At 68.3% G+C, this 16,181-nt stretch carries 16 protein-coding genes; 5 read left to right on the forward strand and 11 right to left on the reverse strand.

The window, feature by feature from the left end; translation table 11 throughout:
* Positions 1–10 precede the first annotated feature (10 nt).
* The 5 genes from ACZ6YV_RS20950 to ACZ6YV_RS20970 form a co-directional block, all read right to left on the reverse strand.
* Positions 11–784: a hypothetical protein gene (locus ACZ6YV_RS20950; protein WP_465511192.1), complete on the reverse strand. Its 774-nt coding sequence runs from the start codon at positions 782–784 to the stop codon at positions 11–13.
* On the reverse strand, positions 781–1,737 hold the full coding sequence (locus tag ACZ6YV_RS20955; protein WP_465511193.1) for an Acg family FMN-binding oxidoreductase: 957 nt from the start codon (positions 1,735–1,737) through the stop codon (positions 781–783). The genes ACZ6YV_RS20950 and ACZ6YV_RS20955 overlap by 4 nt, the downstream gene beginning before the upstream one ends.
* Positions 1,734–2,411, reverse strand: coding sequence for an ANTAR domain-containing protein (locus tag ACZ6YV_RS20960; protein WP_465511194.1), 678 nt, complete (start codon positions 2,409–2,411; stop codon positions 1,734–1,736). Before ACZ6YV_RS20960 ends, ACZ6YV_RS20955 begins: the two co-directional genes overlap by 4 nt.
* Before the next feature lie 177 nt (positions 2,412–2,588).
* On the reverse strand, positions 2,589–3,272 hold the full coding sequence (locus ACZ6YV_RS20965) for an ABC transporter ATP-binding protein (protein WP_465511195.1): 684 nt from the start codon (positions 3,270–3,272) through the stop codon (positions 2,589–2,591).
* Positions 3,269–4,351, reverse strand: a complete 1,083-nt coding sequence (locus ACZ6YV_RS20970; RefSeq protein ID WP_465511196.1) for an ABC transporter permease — start codon at positions 4,349–4,351, stop codon at positions 3,269–3,271. Before ACZ6YV_RS20970 ends, ACZ6YV_RS20965 begins: the two co-directional genes overlap by 4 nt.
* Positions 4,352–4,522: 171 nt before the next feature.
* Here ACZ6YV_RS20970 and ACZ6YV_RS20975 point away from each other — a divergent pair, with 171 nt between their 5' ends.
* Positions 4,523–5,698 (forward strand): sensor histidine kinase, encoded by a 1,176-nt coding sequence (locus tag ACZ6YV_RS20975; protein WP_465511197.1) that lies wholly within the window; start codon positions 4,523–4,525, stop codon positions 5,696–5,698.
* Positions 5,695–6,330, forward strand: coding sequence for a response regulator (locus ACZ6YV_RS20980; RefSeq protein WP_465511198.1), 636 nt, complete (start codon positions 5,695–5,697; stop codon positions 6,328–6,330). The genes ACZ6YV_RS20975 and ACZ6YV_RS20980 overlap by 4 nt, the downstream gene beginning before the upstream one ends.
* Positions 6,331–6,660: 330 nt before the next feature.
* On the opposite strand, the gene aztD is transcribed toward ACZ6YV_RS20980, so the two are convergent.
* From aztD to aztB, 4 genes are read right to left on the reverse strand one after another with little or no spacing between them, the layout of a single operon-like run.
* Positions 6,661–7,827 (reverse strand): zinc metallochaperone AztD, encoded by a 1,167-nt coding sequence (aztD, locus tag ACZ6YV_RS20985; RefSeq protein WP_465511199.1) that lies wholly within the window; start codon positions 7,825–7,827, stop codon positions 6,661–6,663.
* A 27-nt stretch (positions 7,828–7,854) separates the two neighbouring features.
* A complete protein-coding gene (aztC, locus tag ACZ6YV_RS20990) occupies positions 7,855–8,754 on the reverse strand; it encodes a zinc ABC transporter substrate-binding protein AztC (RefSeq protein ID WP_465511200.1) in 900 nt (299 codons plus the stop codon).
* On the reverse strand, positions 8,751–9,947 hold the full coding sequence (locus ACZ6YV_RS20995; RefSeq protein WP_465511201.1) for a WD40 repeat domain-containing protein: 1,197 nt from the start codon (positions 9,945–9,947) through the stop codon (positions 8,751–8,753). The genes aztC and ACZ6YV_RS20995 overlap by 4 nt, the downstream gene beginning before the upstream one ends.
* Complete coding sequence (aztB, locus tag ACZ6YV_RS21000; protein ID WP_465511202.1) at positions 9,944–10,795, reverse strand: zinc ABC transporter permease AztB; 852 nt, start codon at positions 10,793–10,795, stop codon at positions 9,944–9,946. The genes ACZ6YV_RS20995 and aztB overlap by 4 nt, the downstream gene beginning before the upstream one ends.
* Before the next feature lie 48 nt (positions 10,796–10,843).
* On the opposite strand from aztB, the gene aztA reads away from it, so the two are divergent.
* Both aztA and ACZ6YV_RS21010 read left to right on the forward strand, forming a co-directional pair.
* A complete protein-coding gene (aztA, locus tag ACZ6YV_RS21005; RefSeq protein ID WP_465511203.1) occupies positions 10,844–11,554 on the forward strand; it encodes a zinc ABC transporter ATP-binding protein AztA in 711 nt (236 codons plus the stop codon).
* A 69-nt stretch (positions 11,555–11,623) separates the two neighbouring features.
* Complete coding sequence (locus tag ACZ6YV_RS21010) at positions 11,624–12,241, forward strand: SMI1/KNR4 family protein (protein ID WP_465511204.1); 618 nt, start codon at positions 11,624–11,626, stop codon at positions 12,239–12,241.
* Between the two features lie 529 nt (positions 12,242–12,770).
* On the opposite strand, the gene ACZ6YV_RS21015 is transcribed toward ACZ6YV_RS21010, so the two are convergent.
* The gene (locus tag ACZ6YV_RS21015; protein ID WP_465511205.1) at positions 12,771–13,403 is read right to left on the reverse strand and encodes an SPFH domain-containing protein; all 633 of its coding nucleotides are present in this window, start codon (positions 13,401–13,403) and stop codon (positions 12,771–12,773) included.
* A 173-nt stretch (positions 13,404–13,576) separates the two neighbouring features.
* Here ACZ6YV_RS21015 and ACZ6YV_RS21020 point away from each other — a divergent pair, with 173 nt between their 5' ends.
* Positions 13,577–15,586 (forward strand): acyltransferase family protein, encoded by a 2,010-nt coding sequence (locus ACZ6YV_RS21020; protein ID WP_465511206.1) that lies wholly within the window; start codon positions 13,577–13,579, stop codon positions 15,584–15,586.
* Here the strand turns inward: ACZ6YV_RS21020 and ACZ6YV_RS21025 are convergent, their stop codons facing one another.
* Complete coding sequence (locus tag ACZ6YV_RS21025) at positions 15,587–16,153, reverse strand: TetR/AcrR family transcriptional regulator (protein ID WP_465511207.1); 567 nt, start codon at positions 16,151–16,153, stop codon at positions 15,587–15,589.
* Positions 16,154–16,181: the final 28 nt, after the last annotated feature.

Consider the following 16,181-nt stretch of genomic DNA (forward strand, 5'->3'; position numbering starts at 1 on the left):
TCTTTCGGTGTCATTCGGGCGGGCTCACGATGACCAGGAGCTGAGGTGTGCCCGGCACCCCGGCGGTACCCGCGAGCGAGCCGCGGCGCGCGGGGGCGTCGAACGGCGCGGCGACGGTCCTGCAGTGCAGGCCGTGTTCCGTGGCCTCGAGCCGGAGCCACTGCGCCGTCGCGCCCGCCTGGACGATCTGATGCCTGGTCTCCTCCATCGTGGTGACCACGAAGACATTCCCCGGCGACTCGTCGTCGACCGGGTCCAGATCGCGGCGGACCCGCCCGCCCACCGACGGCAGCGCGCACGCCCGGTCCGCGGACAACGCGGCGACCCGCACGCCGTCGCCCTGGTGATCCCGCGAAAGCTCCTCGCACCAGGTGTCCAGCGAATCAGGCACCGGCAACGACGCCCGGCCGGCCATCGCGCCGTACCGGGCGAAGTCCCGGCTGCCGGGCCTCGACCGCGAGGACGCCTTGAGCATCGCGACACGATCCGGGAGGTTCGGCACGGCGCTCAGGTCGATCGACGGCAGCCAGCCGAGCAATCTCATCGCCACGTCGAGATGTGTCAGCACCGCGCCACAGGCGAGGAGACGGGTTCGCCCGCAATGGTCGCGCAGCCACCTCGTCTCATCGAGGCGTTCGGAAAGCTCCACCTGGTCTTCGTGGATCTCCAGCGCCCAGTTGTCGCCGAGCCAGCGGCGCGGGGCGAGGCGAGCGGCTTGGACGAGGATCCGCTTCTCCTCCGTCGACCAGACATGGGCCCCGGCCATGGTGTCGATCACCGTCATGACGTCTTCTCGTCGACGACGGCCGCGAGTGGACGCCGCGGCGTCGGGACGCCCGGATAGCCGTAACCGAGCCGGAAAAGGGTTTGCGGGTACCGGCTGCCACCGATCAGCTCGCGCAACTCGGCACGTGTGGAAGCGATTTCCATGGGCTGCGAATAGAACGAAGCACTCAACCCCACCGTGGTCGCGGAAAGCAGGACCCGTTGCATGGCCCGTCCCGCGCGGAGCCGGGTCTCCGCCCTGTCATCGGCAGTCGTCAGCACCGCGACGACCGGGTCCTGCTCGAACGGTCGCGAAACCTCGCTTTCATGGAAGTGCCGCACCGGGAGGAGTCCGCCTTGCGACCGAGGCCCGCCGGCGAAAGCGGGTACCCCTTCGTCCCGGTCGTGACCGCTGGTCCAGGCACGCGACTCCGCCTGGTACGCCTCGTCCTGGGTCAGCAGGTGGTCTGCTCGCCGGATCAGCGACGCCGTCGCCTCGAGCAATCCGGCTTCGTCGGCCATGAGCAGATCCGCTCCTTCCGTGCGCGCGGCCTGCTTGGCGACGGTCCGCAGGTGGGCGGGCACCGCCTGATCCGCGAACGGGCGCCGATTGCTGTACCGGCGCGGAATGGCCGCCGCGAGCCGCGATTCCCCGCCGCCGGGCCGATACCTGCCGCCGAGCTCGACCCTCGCCAGCAAAGACGGCAAGGACCGATCCGGCAGGAGCTCGGTGTCCGAACGCCTGCCCGCGGCGGCGATCGCGAGTTCGATGTTCAGCAGGGCCGCACCGCAGGCGAGCCTGGCCTCCCGGCCGTCGGGATCGCACACCCGCAGCACCCGGTCCTCGTCGAGATGGACCTCGACGACATCGGCTCCCACCCTGAAGAACCAAGGCTGGGTGTTGTGCGGAGACGGTGCCCGCACCGCTGCCTTCAGCGCCGTGGTGAGCACCGGGAAATCGGTGAGGATCATCCTGCGCTCCTAGCCGTCGATGGACGTTTCTCCAGCCTGGCGCGGCGGCCGGTCGCGTGGCAGTGCCGTGGGCCCCGTGGAGACGGGACCTTCGGCACCTCAGCCCACCCGCGACCGAGACACGCCAGCCGATCGAAAATGCCCGACTTGGTGACATCGGCGACCGTGATCGGTTCACGCACCCGCAAGGCGATACCGCACGCGGTGGCATCGCCCTCGACGTGGGCGAAGTGCTGGAAGAACTCCGTGGAGAATCCCTCGGCCCGTTCCAGTTTCAGGCCCGTCCGGTTCGTGGTCACCGATTGGATGTCGCCCTGGGCGGTTTGGGCACGATCGGTCACGCTGTCCAGGGCCGCCCACATCAGGCTCGTCGGCCGGATCGAGGACGAGGCGGGCAGGAAAGCGAGTTCCGGCGCGCTCCGCCAGACACGAGGCGGGAACCAACGGCCGTCCTGCCGTGGCCGAGGGGCGACGAGCAACGCCCTGGCCAGCGCGTTCGGACCCACGTGATGACGGAGAGCCGCGGTCCGCAGCGCACAGATCGCCGTCGGGGCATCGGCCAGTTCGTACCGAGCCATCAGCACACCGGCCGCGTGCTCCAACGTCGCCCGGTCACGCAGGTGCGTCAGGAGGGCGTCGATGTCGATCGGCTGCCCGTTCACGGCAGTCGACATCCGCTGAGTCCCGCTTTCGCCCGACATCACTCCAGGCGAATCGCTGTCGCGCGGCAGCCACGTGTCAGCCGCATCGAGACACGCCATGACCTCCGCTATCCGCTCTGGGGTGGCACCGGACAAGATGGGCTTCGAACCGAAGGCCGTCACGGTCCCCACCGGCCCCGATCCACGTGGTCAGCCCACTGGCGAGGGGTTGCGCAGCCGTCCATCGTGCACCTCGGCTATCCGATCCACCGCGGCGAGGTGAACGCGGTCGTGAGTGACGAGAACGGTGGCGGTGGCCCGTTCGTGAGTGAGGCGGGTGATCAGCTCGACGATCGCGGCGCCGCGATCGTGGTCGAGCGCGCTCGTCGGCTCGTCGATCAGCAATACGGTGGGTTCGTTCATCAGCGCGCGGGCGATGTTCACCCGCTGCCGTTGACCGCCGGAGAGCTGATGCGGACGTCGTCCCGCCTGCGGCGCGAGCCCGACGGCATCGAGCAATTCCATGGCCGCACCGCGGGCCCTGGCCGGGGAGCGGCCGTCGATCCGGGCCATGACCTGAAGTTGTTCGACGGCCGTGAGCGAGGGCAGCAGATTAGGTTGCTGGAAGACGATCCCGATCTTGCGGCGCCGCAGTTCGGTGAGTTCCCCGCGGCTCAGGCCGGTGGTCTCGGTGCCGTCGACGGTGACGGTCCCGCTGTCCGGGCTGATGAGGGTGGCGGCGACGGCGAGCAGGCTGGATTTGCCCGAGCCGGACGGCCCGGCGACGGCGGTGAGGGCACCTGCGGGAACGTCCAGCGTGACGTCGTCGAGGGCGGTGAGGCGGGCGTCGCCGTCGGGGTAGGTGAGGGTGACGCCGGTCAGGTTCAGACTCATCGGGCACTCCCCAGTGCGGTCAGGGGGTCGACGGAGGTGATGCGGCGGACGGAAAGGGCGGCTCCCAGCGCACCGAGCAGGATCATCACTGCGGCCGGGACGAGAACGGTGGCCGGAGTCAGCAGGAAGGGCACGGCGGAGCCGGCGACCACGGCGCCGAGGCCGACGGCCAGTCCGGTTCCGACGGCGGTGCCGCCGACGAGAAGCACGACAGCCTGGCCGAGCGCGTCCTTCAGCAGGAAACCCGTACTGGCACCCAACGCCTTGAGGACGGCGATGTCCCCGCTGCGCTGGATGGTCCAGACAGTGAAGAAGGCGCCGATCACGAGTGCGGAGATGGCGAACAGGAAGCCACGCATCAGTTGCAGCGAACCGTTTTCGGAGGTGTAGGAGCCGATCGCGGACAACGAGTCGCTCTTCGAAACCGTCTTCGTACCAGCGGCACGGTCAGTGGCCGCGAAGTCGACGTCGGTGGCTGCGGTCAGCGCGAGCACGGTCGCGGTCGGCTTTCCGTCCGCCGGCGGTGCCGTCCTCGCCCAGACGTCGAGGCCGGCCCAGATCACCGGGGTGTGGCTGAACCAGGCGTTCCCCGCCACCGCGGCGACAGTCAGCGGATGCCCGGCCACGGAGACGGCGTCCCCGGCGCGGACACCCAGATCGTCGGCGGCGGCCGTCGACAGCACCACCGAATCACCGCCGATCGCGCCGCTGTCCGGTGCGAGGTCGGAACCGGCCCGGACGCCGAACACGGAGATCCCGGCGCTGCGGTCCCCCGCAGTGGCCTTGGTGGTGGCGATGCCCAATGGTTCGGCGCCGGTGACGCCTGGGGTCTCCGCCCACTGCCGCCGCTGTGTCTCGGTGAGAGCGGAGTTGGCGAAGGAAAGGCTTTGCCCGTCGCCGGGTGCGGAGAAGGCGATCTTGTCCGCGGGCAGGCCGGTGATCGCGGAGATGTTCTGCTCGCCCAGTCCGGCGGTGAGCCCGGACAACAGGCCGACCAGCAGGGTGATCAACACGACTACGGCACCCATCAGGGCGAACCGCCCTTTGGCGAATCTCAGGTCTCTCCAGGCGACGAACACGGCTCCGGTCTGTCCTTTCCGGCGGGTGGGCTGGTTACCTCTCCACGATCGCCGCCGGGTCCAGAAAGGACATCTGGCCGGAGACCACACTTCGCGAGCCGGAAGACGGCACGCCGCCTCTACCTTTGGATAGAGGCGCTCCCCGTTCCGGCTCCGTAGCCTGTACGCATTGTGACCATCCCGCCCGCTTTGACCCCGACCAGCCGGGTGCTGACCTGGTGTCTGCACCTGCTGCTCATCGCCCTGCTCGCCCTGGCGGCGGTGCGGGCGGTCGCCGACGGCTCGGCCCCAGCGGCGGCGGTCGTCGTGACGGCACTGACCTGCGGCGTGGTGTACGCGGCAGGCCCGCTCCTGCCCCGCGTCAGGACGTCACGGCGAGCCGCCGCGTGGTGGCTGCTCGCGGTGGGCGTCGTGTGGCTGATCCTGCTGGTGCTGACAGCCGACGGCGTGTGGGTCGCGTTCCCGCTGTACTTCCTTCAGTTGCATCTGCTGCCGCGCCGCCAGGGTCTGCTCGCGGTGATCGCGACCGCGCTGGCCGCGATCACCGCGTTCGCCGCCCACCAAGGTTCCTTCGTCCCGGCGGCGGCGATCGGCCCGGCCCTCGGCGCCGCCGTAGCGGTCGCCGTCGTATGGGCCTATCAGGCGCTGTACCGCGAGAGCGAACGGCGCCGGAACCTGATCAAGAAGCTCACCGCGGCCCGTGTGGACCTCGCCGAAGCCCAGCACGAGGCAGGAGTGCTCGCCGAGAGAGAGCGGCTCGCCCACGAAATCCACGACACTCTCGCCCAGGGCCTGTCCAGTATTCAGCTCCTGTTGCGTGCCGCCGAAAGAACGCTTCCCGACACCGCCGGGAACGCCGCCCGTTACGTCGAGCAGGCCCGTCAAGCGGCTGCGGACAACCTCGCCGAAGCTCGCCGCTTCGTCGTCGCCCTGTCCCCTCCCGCGCTCGACGACACCACGCTGGCCGACGCGCTGAAACGGCTCTGCGCCACCACCAGCGCGCGGCACCGGATCACCGCGAGCTTCCACCTCGCCGGCACTCCCGTGCCGTTGCCGACCACACACGAGGTCGCGTTGCTGCGCATCGGCCAGGCGGCTCTCGCAAACACCGTCCGGCATGCCGACGCGTCCACCGCCGAGGTCTCCTTGAACTATCTGGACGAGCACGTCGCCCTCGTCGTCGTCGACGACGGGGTCGGCTTCGATCCCCGGCACAGCGGTTTCGGCCTGACGACGATGCGCGCGCGGGCCGAAGCACTGGACGGAACACTCACCGTCGGGTCCTCCCCCGGCCATGGCACCACGTTGTCCGTGCGGCTGCCCGTCGAACCCGGGGAACGCCCGTGACCGAACCCCCGATCAGGCTCCTCCTGGCCGACGACCACCCCATCGTCCGGGCGGGACTGCGCGCCCTCCTGGAAACCGAACCCGGTCTCGTCGTCTCGGCCGAAGCCGCGACAGCGGAGGAAGCGGTGGCCCGCGCCGCGGAAGGCGACATCGACGTCGTGCTGATGGACCTGCGCTTCGGCTCCGGAATGACCGGAGCCGAAGCCACCGCGGCGATCACCGCGCGGCCGGATGCTCCGCGCGTTCTGATCGTCACCACCTACGACACCGACGCCGACACCCTGCCCGCCATCGAAGCGGGCGCCACCGGCTACCTCCTCAAGGACGCGCCTCCCGAAGACCTGGCGGCCGCCGTACGCACCGCCGCCGCCGGACGCACCACGCTGGCGCCGACAGTCGCCGACAGGCTCATGAACCGCATGCGGATGCCCACCACGGCACTGACCCTGCGGGAGATCGAAGTCCTGGTCCTGGTGGCCGACGGCCTGTCCAACCGCGCGATCGCCGACAGGCTCCACCTGACCGAGGGCACCGTGAAATCCCATCTGGCCCGCAGCTACACCAAACTCGGCGTCGACTCCCGTACCGCCGCCGTCGCCACCGCGACCGACCTCGGTCTCATACGCCGCTGACCTCACGCCCTCGTGAGCGGTAAGGGCCAAAGGCGTCTTCGGTACCTACTGGATTCTTGCTGCGGTTGCTCCCAGGCCCGGTTCGTGATCGCCACTTTCGCCCCATGCGCACCAGCAGTCACACCAGCCGCGCGTGAAGGCCCCTTCCCTCGGCTCAGCCGAAGAAACTCGACCTTCACCCCTTCCCCACTACGTGAAGGACCCCTTCACTGCGCTAGACGCAATGAAGGAGTCCTTCACGTACCTCAGGCGACCAAGCGGCGGTGACGCGTCGGTCCAGTCCTCGTGAGTGGCTAGGACGGTTAGAACCATCCATACCACTCACGAGCTTTATCCCCCGAGCACTCCGCTGACCTCGTTCGGCGTCCCCGCAAGGGTGCCGGTCGCGGTCTTCACGCCGGAAGCGAGATCGACCGAATGGATCTCCTTCTTGCCGGGATCGGTCACGTAGGCGGTCCCGCCCCGGACGAAGATCGCCGGACGCGGCTGCTGCCACTCGAGCGGTTCCTGCCAGGAACCGAGTACGGCGATCTTCCGCGTCACCGAACCGGTCACCGGGTCGATCACGTGAATCTGACCGTCGGTGCCCAGTACCAAAGCCTCGCCCTGCGGGCCGCGAGCCAGCGACCGGAAGGTGTAACTGGTCCCGAGGTCGACGTGCTTCATCGTGGCTTTCTCCGTGTCGATCAGGCTCACCCTGCTCGGCCGTTCGAGCTCGGCCGCCTTGTCGACCTTGTAGTCGCCCAAGGTGATCGGAGAGACGTCCGAGCCCGCCTGGTTGCCGATACGCCCGTAGGGATCCGGGCTGGAGACCTTGGTGATGACACCGTTCCGGTAGATCAGCACACCGGTTTCGCAGCCGACCACGACCGCTTCGCCTCGCGCGGCGGCTTCACCGTGCACGCCGGGGCACTGCTCGTTGCGCGCGATCTCCTTCTTGTCCTTGTCCAGCACCACGATCCCGGACCGCTTGTCCTTGTTCCCGACCGTGGTGACCAGTTCACCGTTTTCGAGTTCGACGGCCACGCCGTGATGCGCTTCCGGCGTCTTGTGTTTCGGCGAAGGCAAAGCCGAGTTGCCGATCGTCTTCGGGTCGAAGACGGTCACCTCGCCGGTCCCGTCGGCGAACAGCACTGTCTTGCCGGCGTGCCGGACGACGTGACCCGGTTTGGCCGCCTTCACCTCGGTGTCCGTCAGCACGGCACCGACGGCGTCGAGGACGCGGAACCCGGTGGACGTCGAGACCATGAGGTGCCGGTCGTTCCCGGCGGGGTTGAGCCGGTTGAAGCCCGTCAGCGGGAGATCTTTGGCCACCTTCAAGGTCTTCCCGTCGAGCAGGAGGATCCCTCCGTCGTAGGTGACGGCCACCGGGTCCGCGACAACGGGCGCCGCGTCCTTCGGGGCTTGCGCGGCGGGCTGTTCGGTCGCGCAGGCGGCGAGCGCGAGCGTGCTCACCGTCGTCGCCATCAGCGCGACGTAGCGGGTGGTTCGTGCCATTTTCCTTGTGCCTTTCGTCTGTTCCGGTCAGGAACGGGTCAAGCCGGTGGCGATCGATTCGGTGTTGGCGCGCATCATTTCCAGATAGGTGGCCGCGCCCTGGCCGGGTTCGCTGAGCGATTCCGAGAACAGCGGAATCACCGCGACGTGCAGTCCGGCCTGTTCGGCCAGGACCCGCGCGAGCCGGTCCGGTTGTGAGGAATCGGCGAAGACGACCGGCACTCCCGCCGCGCGGACGACGTCGGCGAGTGCTTTCAGATCCGAGGAACTGGGCGAAGCGAGCGTGGTTCCGCCGGGGATCACCGCGCCGACGACCTCGAACCCGTACCGCTGGGCGAGGTAGCCGAAGACGTGGTGATTCGTGACGAGTTTCCGCCGCTCGGGCGGAATTCCGCCGAACTTCTCGGTCATCGTCGTGTCGAGCGCTTCGATCTCCCCGCGATAGCGTTCGGCGTTGGCGCGGATCACGGCTTCGTCGACGCCGCTGACGTGGGCGACGACCTCGTCGGCGATCGCCTTCACCACGTCGCGCACCCTGGCGGGATCTGTCCAGAAATGGGGATCCGGCTTGTTCCCGGCGTAGCTGATCGGGTTCGCCCGCTCCCCTGCCGGGAGCGCCGGTACGCCGTTTTCCTCGGCAGTGCGGACGGTGCGCAGCATGCCTTCTTCGAGCCCGAGTCCGTTGTAGACGATCAGACCGGCGCGTTCGACCTGGGCCGCCTGCTGCGCGGAGATACCGAAGGAGTGCGGGTCTGCGTTCGGCTTCATCAGAACGGTCACGTCGGCCTGATCGCCGACGACGGCACGGGTGATGTCGCCGAGGATGTTCGTGGTGACGACGACCGATGCGCTGTTCCCGCCACTTCCGGAACACCCGGCCGCCGCCAGCAGTGCCGCGACGCACAGCGCGAGTACCCGGCGCTTCATCGGCCGGTCTCCACGATGTGGCCTGCCTTGCCGCCGACCTTCAATGTCCTGGCGCGCCGAAGGTTGTCGTTGTAGTCGATCTCGTACACGTCCGCCGAGAGCGGGTTGTTGACGTAGGCGCGGGTCGTGTCGACCTGGATGGAGGGAACGTCGGCGGCGGTCGCCTCCGATGACAGAAGCGGGATCGCCGCCTGCTCCTTTCCGTTGCCGTCGAAGGAACGCAGCGTTCCGTCCCGGGTCAGGGCCAGCAGAGGGCCGCCCTCCCCGACGGCGTTCACCGCCGCGACCGGGCCGGTCTCGACGTACTGCCAGCTGCGACGGCCGACGTCCAAGGACCACACGGCGGTCTCCCCCGCTCGCGCTGCGAGCGTCGCGGCGCCCGGCCGGTGGTAGAAAGCTGTGGCGCGCTCCTGCGCGGAGACACTGCGCGGGTACGGGATCTTCGCCCCGGTGAACGCACCGTCCTTTTCGGTCACGAGCAACGCTCCGTCCGCGCAACCGAACACGACCCCGCGTCGAGTCACCGCCTGCCCTTGCAGGTCCGGACACGGCTGCTCGATCTCCGCCACGGCCTTGCCCTGACGGTCGTGAACGCGCACTCCCCGGGCGAGCGGCTTTCCGGGATCCGCCACCGAAGCGAGGACGTGTCCGCCGTAGGGAATCGCGACACCGGCATGGGGTTCACGCGTGATCTTCCCCAGTTCGGCCACTGCCCCCTTATCGAGCTGGGCCCGGTCGAGCAACGTCGTCGTACCGTCCGGATAGGACAGAGCAGAAACGGCGGGATCGCTGTAGACCGCCAAAGGCTGTTTGCCCGGAGCCACGCCGACGTCACGGACCTTCGCCCGGTAGTAGTGGACATGGTCACCGTGGTCGACCATCCAGGCCCCGCTGTCGATCACGCGGACCGCGCCGTCGCGCCCGGTCAGGTAGCCGAAGCGACCGTCACCGGTCAGCGCACGCACTCCGTCGACCTGCCCGGTCTCGTGCACCTTCTCGGTGATCAGGTCCACCACGCGCACAGCACCTGTTTCGGCGTCGGCGACGATCAGCCGCGACTGGGCCTCTGCCGCCTCTTCGGCACCTTCGACATAGCCGTGCGGAACGTCCGCGGTCACCTCCTTCGGCTGCTCCCCGCCGCACGCCGCCAAGGTCAGCGCCGCGACGACCGCCGTCACTGCTTTCAGTTTCATCGTGAGCTCTCGATCTCCGGTGTCAGGGGACGGAATCGCTGTCGTACGAACGACAAGAGGGCGGAAAGGAAGAACAGCAGGACCGCGCCGGCGGCGATGGTCGCGCCCGCCGCAGTGCCCCAATGCCAGGACACGAGCAGGCCACCGACCGTGGCGGAGATGCCGAGCAACGCCGCGACGATCATGATCGTGGTGATCCGCCGAGACCAGAACAGCGCCGCCGCGGCGGGCGCGATGAGCAGCCCGAACACCAGCAGCGTCCCCACGACGCGGAACGACGCGACGATCGTCAGCGTGACCAGTCCGAGCAGCACCGCGTTGGCCAGGCGCGGGCGAAGACCCAGCGTGTGCGCCTTCCGGGCGTCGAAGGTGAGCGCGGTGAACGACCGGTGTCCCAGCGAGGCCACCACTCCCACGACGACCAGGGTGATCGCGAGACCGACCAGGTCACCGGAGCCGACGGCGAGCACGTCACCGAAGAGGAATCCGGTGAGATCGACCGCGAACGACCGCGAGTGCGACACGATGATCACGCCGCTCGCGAGCATGCCGACGAAGAGCAGTCCGATGGTGGTGTCTTCGGACAACCGCCGGGAACGCCCGAGTGCGGTGACGCCGAGCGCCATCACGCCGGCGCTGATCGCGGCGCCGATCAGCAGGTTGACGCCGGTCAGCGAGGCGATCGCCACGCCCGGCAACATGCCGTGCGACATGGCGTCCCCGATGAAGGCCATGCCGCGCAACACCACCCAGGTACCCACGACGGCGCACACCGCCGAAACGAGTACTCCCGCCACCAGCGCACGCTGCACGAACGACACCTCGAAGGGGATCAGCAACCACTCCACGCGTCACACTATAGTGGTAATGATTGTCATTATCTAAAGGAGGTGGGGATGACCCCGGACACAGCGGCGCTCACGATCGACCGCGTGCACGCGCACTACGGCTCCCACGAGGTACTGCGCGGGATCACCGCCCAGGTGCCCTCGGCGCGGATCACCGCGATCGCCGGCGCGAACGGCGCGGGCAAGTCGTCACTGCTCAACCTCGTCGCGGGCGTACTGCCGGCGACCACCGGTTCGGTGACCCGCCGGGATCCGGACCGTGTCGCCTACGTGACCCAGCAGAGCGAGGTGTCCCAGTCGCTGCCGATCACCGTGCGCGCCACCGTCACGATGGGACGCTGGGCACACCGGGGCCACTGGCGACGACTGTCCAAGATGGACCGAAAGATCGTCGGGGAATGCCTGGAACGGCTGGACATCACCTCGATCGCGGACCGGCTGATCGGCACGCTCTCCGGCGGTCAGCGACAGCGGGCACTCGTGGCGCAGGGATTGGCCCAGCGGGCCGCACTACTGCTGCTCGACGAGCCATCGGCCGGGCTGGACTTGCACGCCCGCAGCCTGATCGACGAAGCACTGCGCGCCACGCTCGCCGAAGGCACGACGGTCGTGCGCGTCACGCACGACCTCGACGTGGCGGGCCGAGCCGATCACTGCCTGCTGCTCCGGGACGGCCGTCTCGTCGGCGAAGGCCCTCCGGCTTCGGTGCTGACCCCGGAACGCGTGACGGACGCCTGGGGCCTGCGAACCCGCAGTTAGTCCTCTGAATGCGGGACTGAAGGCCGCCGAAGTTCGTTACGGTGGATCACCGAGAGAAGGGGGACATTGGTGACCGCACCGGTGGAACAGACCTGGCAACGGATCATGGCCCTGCTGTCCGAACACGCGCCCGCCACCGCGCGGGAGATCCGGCCTCCCGCACCGGCCGCGCACGTCGAGCGTCTGCAGGACCGCGCCGGTCTCCAGCTGCCGGCCGAACTGCGTGCCTGGTGGACCCTCATGGACGGTGTCGACGACCAGCGTGATCGCGGATCCGGGAATCGGTCCGGATACCTGATCCCGAAGGACTACCTGCCTCTCCCGGTGTCGCGGGCCGAGGAGGAACACGGCAGGCAGTCGCGGTATCCCGATCCGGCCTGCTGCACTCCCGAGGGTGCCCACCACAAGCAGGCCGGTGACACCGGATTTCCTTTCTGCAGCGCGGTTCTCCCCATCGGCCGCGACATCGGCGGCGGCCTGCTCTGCGTCGATCTCCGCTCTGGCGAAGACCACGGTCGTGTCATGCAGTGGTACGCCAGCGAAGGGATCTACCGATCCGGCTGGTCAAACGTGACCAAGATCCTCGACGAGATCGCCGAACGCCTAGACAACTACGTCCATGACCGCGAACTGCCCTCTCGCGAAAGGCATCCCGTCATCAGCGACGGCGAGCTCAGCTGGCCCTGACCCGCGTGAGCCACCGCGTCGTGACGCTCACCGCCTCCTCCGCGAAGCCTCCGAACCCATGCCCCGCGTACGATGTCTCGCACGTCTCTTCGTCGCACGTGCTGTGGAACGAGGACGCGCGCGAGCTGTGGCTGTTCCGAAGAGGTCGGCTCGGTGTCGTGAAGGACCCCTTGAAGACGATCAACGTCCTGATGGCCCCCTTGAGGACAATGACGTAGCGCGGGCCTGGGGCACCGAAACCCAGCAGGAGGTGAAGGGAACCTCCGCCTCGCACCCACTTCCTTTGTCGCGAAAGTGGCTTTCGAGACACCACATGTCCCGAAAGTGGCTTTCGCGACACCCTTTACCCAGCCCAAGGTGGCGTCGTGTCTGAGCCCAAGGTGAGCGAAGACGTAACTCGCGTGATCAGGAACGGATCTCGCGTGATCAGATGACGTTCACCGTGTTCGCCGCCTGATCACGCATGATCGCCCATCTCACCCGAACACGACACCTGCAACCTTTTCCGCAGGAGAAAACGAATCGCCACTCACGACCGGCTCTTCTCGGTCGCCACAGCGACGGCCACCGCATCGGCGACGGCTTCGGCCGCCTTCGCGGCGTCTTCCTGCGCTGCAGTGGCGGGGGTGCCCCCGACGCCGGTGTTCCGGACGGCCGGAGACTGCGGAAGGCTCTCCGCGAAGGCGCGGGAAATGTTGTGCAGCGCCGAAGTAACCTCGCTCGGGATGACGAAGAACGTGTTGCCCTCGCCCTGAGTCAGCTGCGGCAACGTCTGCAAATACTGGTACGCCAGCAGTTTCGGGTCGGCGTCGTTGCGGTGCACGGCCTGGAAGACCTGATCGATGGCGCGTGCCTCGCCTTCGGCCTTCAGGATCTCGGCCGTCCGGTTTCCCTCGGCGCGCAGGACGGCGGCCTGCTTGTCGCCCTCCGCGGTGAGGATCTGGGACTGCCGTTGCCCTTCGGCCGCCAGGATCGCCGCACGTTTGGCCCGTTCCGCGCGCATCTGCTTCTCCATGGCGTCCTTGATGGTCGCCGGCGGATCGATGGCCTTGATCTCGACGCGGTTCACCCGCAGCCCCCATTTGCCGGTCGCGTCGTCGAGGACGCCCCGTAGCTGGCTGTTGATGGTGTCGCGAGAGGTCAGCGTGCGTTCGAGGTCCATGGATCACGTTCTGGCAGTTCACCAAGTACGGCATCGTCGTGACAGTGCTGAGCACGGTGATGGCGTGGGTCTACGTCTGGCTGCGGTACTTCACCTGATAGCGGGTACGAAATCACCCAGGGTGACCACCTAGGCTGCCAGGACGTCCGACCATCAGTGTGAGGAAACCGCGTATGGCAACCGCCGGAGCAGCGGAAACGCGCCGCCGCTATCGGCCCGAGTTGCAGGGCCTGCGTGCCGTCGCGGCGCTGCTGGTCGTGGTCTACCACGTGTGGCTGGGCCGGATTTCGGGCGGCGTCGACGTCTTCTTCCTGATCTCCGGGTTCCTGATCACCGGCCAGCTGGTCCGGGCCGCGGACCGAGGGCGGATCGAGTTCCGGCCGCTGTGGGGCCGGATGATCAAACGGCTGTTCCCCGCCGCGCTGACCGTCCTGCTCGCGGTGCTCGTGCTGGGGATCTGGCTGCTGCCGCAGGACCGGTGGTTCCAGACGATCAAGGAAGTCTTCGCCTCCGCGCTGTACGTCGAGAACTGGCGGCTGGCCGTCGACTCTGTCGACTACTTCGCCCAGCACAACACGGCCAGCGTCGTCCAGCACTACTGGTCGCTGTCCATCCAAGGTCAGTTCTACGTCGTGTGGCCGCTGCTGATCGGGCTCGTCGCCTTCGCGGCCACCCGGCTGCGCCGCTCGCTGACCAGCACGGTCGCGATCACGCTCGGCGTCCTGTTCGCCGTGTCCCTGGCCTTTTCGGTGCGGCTGACCGCGACCAACCAGCCGCTGGCCTACTTCCACTCCCTCACCCGGGTCTGGGAATTCGCCCTCGGCGGGCTGCTCGCCCTCGCCATCGACCGTTTCGTGCTGCCCCGGCTGGCCCGGATCCTGCTGGGCTGGCTCGGCGTGGCCGGGCTGGTGACCTGCGGACTCATCCTGGACGTGGGCGAGGTGTTCCCCGGCTGGGCCGCGCTGTGGCCGACCGGCTCCGCCGCGCTGGTGATCATCGCCGGCACGACCGGCAGCCGGGCGGGCGCGGACCGGATCCTGTCGTCGCGGCCGCTCGTGTATCTGGGCAATCTCAGCTACGCCCTCTATCTGTGGCACTGGCCGGTGCTGCTGTTCTCCTTGATCGCCCGCAAACGCGAGGCCGTCGGCTTGCTCGGCGGGGCCGTGGTGATCGGGGTGTCCCTGGTCCTGGCGGCCGCGACCTACCGGTTCGTCGAAGAGCCGGTGCGGAAGTCGTCGGTCGGCGAGCGGACACGCTGGGGCTCCTACCGATTCGCCGTGCTCGCGCTACTCCCGGTGCTGCTGGTCGCGAGCACATGGCAGGTGGTGAGCGCGAAGAAGGCCGACTTCTCGATCGCGCTCGACGACGACCACCATCCCGGTGCGATGGCCCGCGACCCGGAGACACCGAAGAAACCCGTACCCGGCAAGGAAGCCGTGCCGCCGTTGATCGCCGTCCCGAACGACTGGGGCGGCATCCCCGACGCGCAGTGCACCCGTTCCCGGTTCGACCGGATCCTCGAAGTCTGCACTTCCCTCCCGGAGGGGACCCCGGCGAAGACGATCGTCGCCGTCGGCGACTCCCATATGCAGCAGTACCTCGCCGCGCTCAAACCCATGGTGGAGAAGAACGGCTACCAGGTCAGCTTCATGCTCAAGGGAGCCTGCCCGTTCTCCACGACCTCGGACGCGATGCCGGGCGACGCGGGCTGTCTCGCGTGGAACTCCGCGGCGCAGAAGGAAATCCTCGCGATGCGCCCCGACGCCGTCCTGACCTTGTCCACTCGTGACGTTCGGGTCGGCCCGACCGAGAAGACCCCGCAAGGCTTCGTCGACCAGTGGAAGGTCCTCGATCGCGCCGGGATCCCGGTCGTGGCGATCCGCGACAGTCCCCGACCCGGGTTCTCTCCTCCCGGTTGCATCGAGGCCAACGGCGTCAAGGCACCCGAATGCAGTGTGCCCCGGAAGAAACTGCTCGCCGAGCCGCCGTACGAGAAGCTCACGGACATCCCCGCGAACGTCTCCCTGCTCGACTTCAGCGACTACTTCTGCGGACGGGGACTCTGCCGTCCGGTCGTGGGGAACGTGCTGGTGTACATGGACGACAACCACGTCACAGCCAGCTTCATGACCACGCTCTCCCCGGTGCTGGAACGAGGCATGATCAGCGCCCTCGGCTGGTGATCACGGCTTCCCGAGCAGCGCGGCGACGGCCTCGCGCGCCTGACGGGCCGGAGCCGGGTCTCCGCTGATGCCCGCCGTCACGATGGCCCCCTCGGCGAGCAGGAACACCGGTTCGGTCAGCGCCAGCCCGGTGGCCCGCACCCAGGTCTCGACCTGCTCGTGGAAAGCCCGCTTGTGTGCCCGCACCTGGGCCAGTACCGCTTCGGACGAGGGGCCGACCTCGCCGTGGGCGTTGATCCAGGCGCAGCCGCGGAAATCGGGTTCGGCGAACCAGTCGGCGAGCCAGTCGAAGATCGTGAGCACGCGCTCGCGGGGATCCGCGACCTGCTCCACACGGTCGGCCAGGCTGCCTCTCCAGCGCCGATCGCGACGCCTCAGCATCGCCACGACGAGGTCTTCCTTGGCTTCGAAGAACCGGTAGATCCGCTTCAGCGAAAGACCGGACGCCGCACGGACCTGATCCATGCCGACCGCCTGGATGCCCTTCTCGTAGAAGAGCTTCTCGGCGGCGTCGAGCAGGACTTCACGGTCCACCCGGTTCTGCTCGTCGGTGACAGCGGCCGGCATCGGAACTCCTTGACATTGAGAACGGTCG

The organism is Amycolatopsis sp. NPDC102522 (genome assembly GCF_055584485.1).

Bases quoted from the DNA above. Each gene is read 5' to 3' on its own strand.
- ACZ6YV_RS21015 (WP_465511205.1), bottom strand. From the start codon at position 13,403: ATGGACCTCGAACGCACGCTGACCTCTCGCGACACCATCAACAGCCAG.
- aztA (WP_465511203.1), top strand. From the start codon at position 10,844: ATGACCCCGGACACAGCGGCGCTCACGATCGACCGCGTGCACGCGCAC.
- ACZ6YV_RS20950 (WP_465511192.1), bottom strand. From the start codon at position 784: ATGACGGTGATCGACACCATGGCCGGGGCCCATGTCTGGTCGACGGAG.
- ACZ6YV_RS20955 (WP_465511193.1), bottom strand. From the start codon at position 1,737: ATGATCCTCACCGATTTCCCGGTGCTCACCACGGCGCTGAAGGCAGCG.
- ACZ6YV_RS21020 (WP_465511206.1), top strand. From the start codon at position 13,577: ATGGCAACCGCCGGAGCAGCGGAAACGCGCCGCCGCTATCGGCCCGAG.
- aztC (WP_465511200.1), bottom strand. From the start codon at position 8,754: ATGAAGCGCCGGGTACTCGCGCTGTGCGTCGCGGCACTGCTGGCGGCG.
- ACZ6YV_RS21025 (WP_465511207.1), bottom strand. From the start codon at position 16,153: ATGCCGGCCGCTGTCACCGACGAGCAGAACCGGGTGGACCGTGAAGTC.
- ACZ6YV_RS20960 (WP_465511194.1), bottom strand. From the start codon at position 2,411: ATGTCGACTGCCGTGAACGGGCAGCCGATCGACATCGACGCCCTCCTG.
- aztD (WP_465511199.1), bottom strand. From the start codon at position 7,827: ATGGCACGAACCACCCGCTACGTCGCGCTGATGGCGACGACGGTGAGC.
- ACZ6YV_RS20965 (WP_465511195.1), bottom strand. From the start codon at position 3,272: ATGAGTCTGAACCTGACCGGCGTCACCCTCACCTACCCCGACGGCGAC.
- ACZ6YV_RS20995 (WP_465511201.1), bottom strand. From the start codon at position 9,947: ATGAAACTGAAAGCAGTGACGGCGGTCGTCGCGGCGCTGACCTTGGCG.